2 protein-coding genes are annotated in these 2,066 nt (G+C 64.4%); both read left to right on the forward strand.

The genetic code is table 11. The annotated features are described in order from the left end of the window. Positions 1-390 (forward strand): IS66 family insertion sequence element accessory protein TnpB (gene tnpB / locus ACR80S_RS17100; RefSeq protein WP_435403903.1); only part of this gene is annotated, 390 nt, incomplete at its 5' end. 43 nt (positions 391-433) lie between these two features. Next, positions 434-2,029 carry an IS66 family transposase gene (gene tnpC / locus ACR80S_RS17105; RefSeq protein ID WP_435403904.1) on the forward strand — a complete coding sequence of 532 codons (1,596 nt, stop codon included), beginning with the start codon at positions 434-436 and terminating at the stop codon, positions 2,027-2,029. The last annotated feature ends 37 nt before the right edge of the window (positions 2,030-2,066 follow it).

Below are 2,066 nucleotides of genomic sequence, written 5' to 3' on the forward strand. Positions count from 1 at the left end.
ACCGATGCGCTTCGTCGCCGTAGAGGTGGCCCGATGATTCGGCCAGACACCGGGCTGAGGGTCTACCTCTGTCGCGAGCCGGTCGACATGCGCAAGCAGATCGATGGGCTGGCCCTGCTAGTCCAGGAGGCCATGGAACTCAATCCCTTCGAGGAGGCGGTGTTCGTGTTCGGCAACCGCCAGCGCGACAAGGTGAAGCTGCTGTTCTGGGAGCGCAACGGCTTCGTGGTCTGGTACAAGCGCCTCGAGCGCGAGCGCTTCAAGTGGCCCGATCGGCTGGAGGGCGATACCGTCGGGCTCTCGGGCCAGGAGCTGAACTGGCTACTCGATGGCTACGACCTCAGCGCCATGCAGCCGCACAAGACCTTGGATTTTCAATCGGTTGGGTGACATTTTGCTGCCACTATTCGATGGGTTTTGGTAAAATAGTGGCATGACATCCCCGGCTTCCTCGTCACTCGATACCGTCTCCCGGCTGCAGCGCCAAGTGCAGTCTCAGCAAGAGGAGATTGCGCAGCTTCATCGCCTGATGGCGAAGAAGGAAGCGGAGTGGGAAGCCGCCAAGGCCGAGTTGTTCGAGCAGTTCCGCCTGGCAACCGAGCGGCAGTTCGGTCCCTCCACCGAGAAGTACCGGGTCGGGCAAGGGGATCTCCTCATCAACGAGGCCGAAGTGGCCGTGGATGAGGAGAGCGCCGAGGAAGAGGCTGACTCGACCACCGACGAGACAGCTGCCGAGCCGCATCAGCCGGCCAAGCGCCGCACCCGGGGTGGGCGTGTCGCCTTGCCGCCCGAACTCCCCCGCGTCGAGGTCATCCACGAGTTGCCCGAGGCGACCCGTCACTGCGACGACGATGGCACCGAGCTCAAGGTCATCGGCCAAGAGGTCAGTGAGGAACTGCATGTCGTGCCGGCACGGGTCGAGGTGATCCGCCATGTGCGCGTCAAGTACGCCTGCCCCGCCTGCGAAGAGGGCGTGCAGATCGCTCCGGCACCGGCCAAGCTGCTGCCCAAGAGCAATGCCAGCGCCACGCTGCTCGCCTATGTGGCCACCGCCAAGTACCAGGATGCCTTGCCGCTCTACCGGCAGAGCCAGATCTTTGCCCGGCACGGTGCCGAGATCCCCCGCAATACCCTGGCCCGCTGGATGGTTCAGGCCGGTGAACGGTTGACGCCGCTGGTCGAGGCGCTGCGTCATCACCTGCGGCAGGCACCGCTGATCCACATGGATGAGACCCCGCTGCAGGTCAACGCCGAAACCGACCGGCCGGCGAGTTCAACATCCTACATGTGGCTGCAGCGCGGCGGCCCACCGGGGCAACAGGTCGTGCTGTTCGACTATGACGCCAGCCGCGCTGGCCGGGTGCCCGTACGCCTGCTGGGTGACTATGCCGGTCGCCTGGTCACCGATGGCTACGAAGGCTATGCCGAGGTCGTGCGACGGAATGGCATCACCCATGCCGGCTGTTGGGCGCACGCACGCCGCAAGTTCGTCGAGGCCCAGAAGGTGCAGCCCAAGGGCAAGACCGGCAAGGCCGACTGGGCCCTCAACCAGATCCGCAAGCTCTACGCCGTGGAGAAACAGGCCAAGGCACGGGATCCCGAGGCTCGCCTGGCGCTGCGCGAGCAGAAGAGCCGCCCACTCGTCACCCAGCTACGCACTTGGCTCGACAAGTCGTTGACACAGGTGCTGCCGAAGAGCGTGCTGGGCAAGGCCCTGCACTACCTGGATGGCCAGTGGCAACGCCTGACACGCTTCCTCGATGATGGCCTAATCCCGCTGGACAACAACCCGGCCGAGAACGCCATCCGCCCCTTCGTGGTGGGCCGCAAGAACTGGCTGTTCAGCCACACACCGAGCGGCGCGCAGGCCAGTGCGGCGATCTACAGCCTGATCGAGACGGCCAAGGCCAACGGCCTCTCACCCTACGAATACCTTCAGTTCGTGTTCGAGACTCTGCCGACGCTTGGCGAGGATGACGACCTCTACACGCTGCTGCCCTGGCGCTGGAAAGATACTCTACCGGCCTGATTCAGGCCGGAACAGATGGGGTTAGTGGACCGTTTAC

Origin of the sequence: Halomonas salsilacus (assembly GCF_051216275.1) — a bacterium.
Lineage (GTDB): Bacteria > Pseudomonadota > Gammaproteobacteria > Pseudomonadales > Halomonadaceae > Halomonas.

Excerpts from the sequence above, each read along its gene's own strand:
- tnpC (WP_435403904.1), top strand. The coding sequence starts at position 434 with ATGACATCCCCGGCTTCCTCGTCACTCGATACCGTCTCCCGGCTGCAG.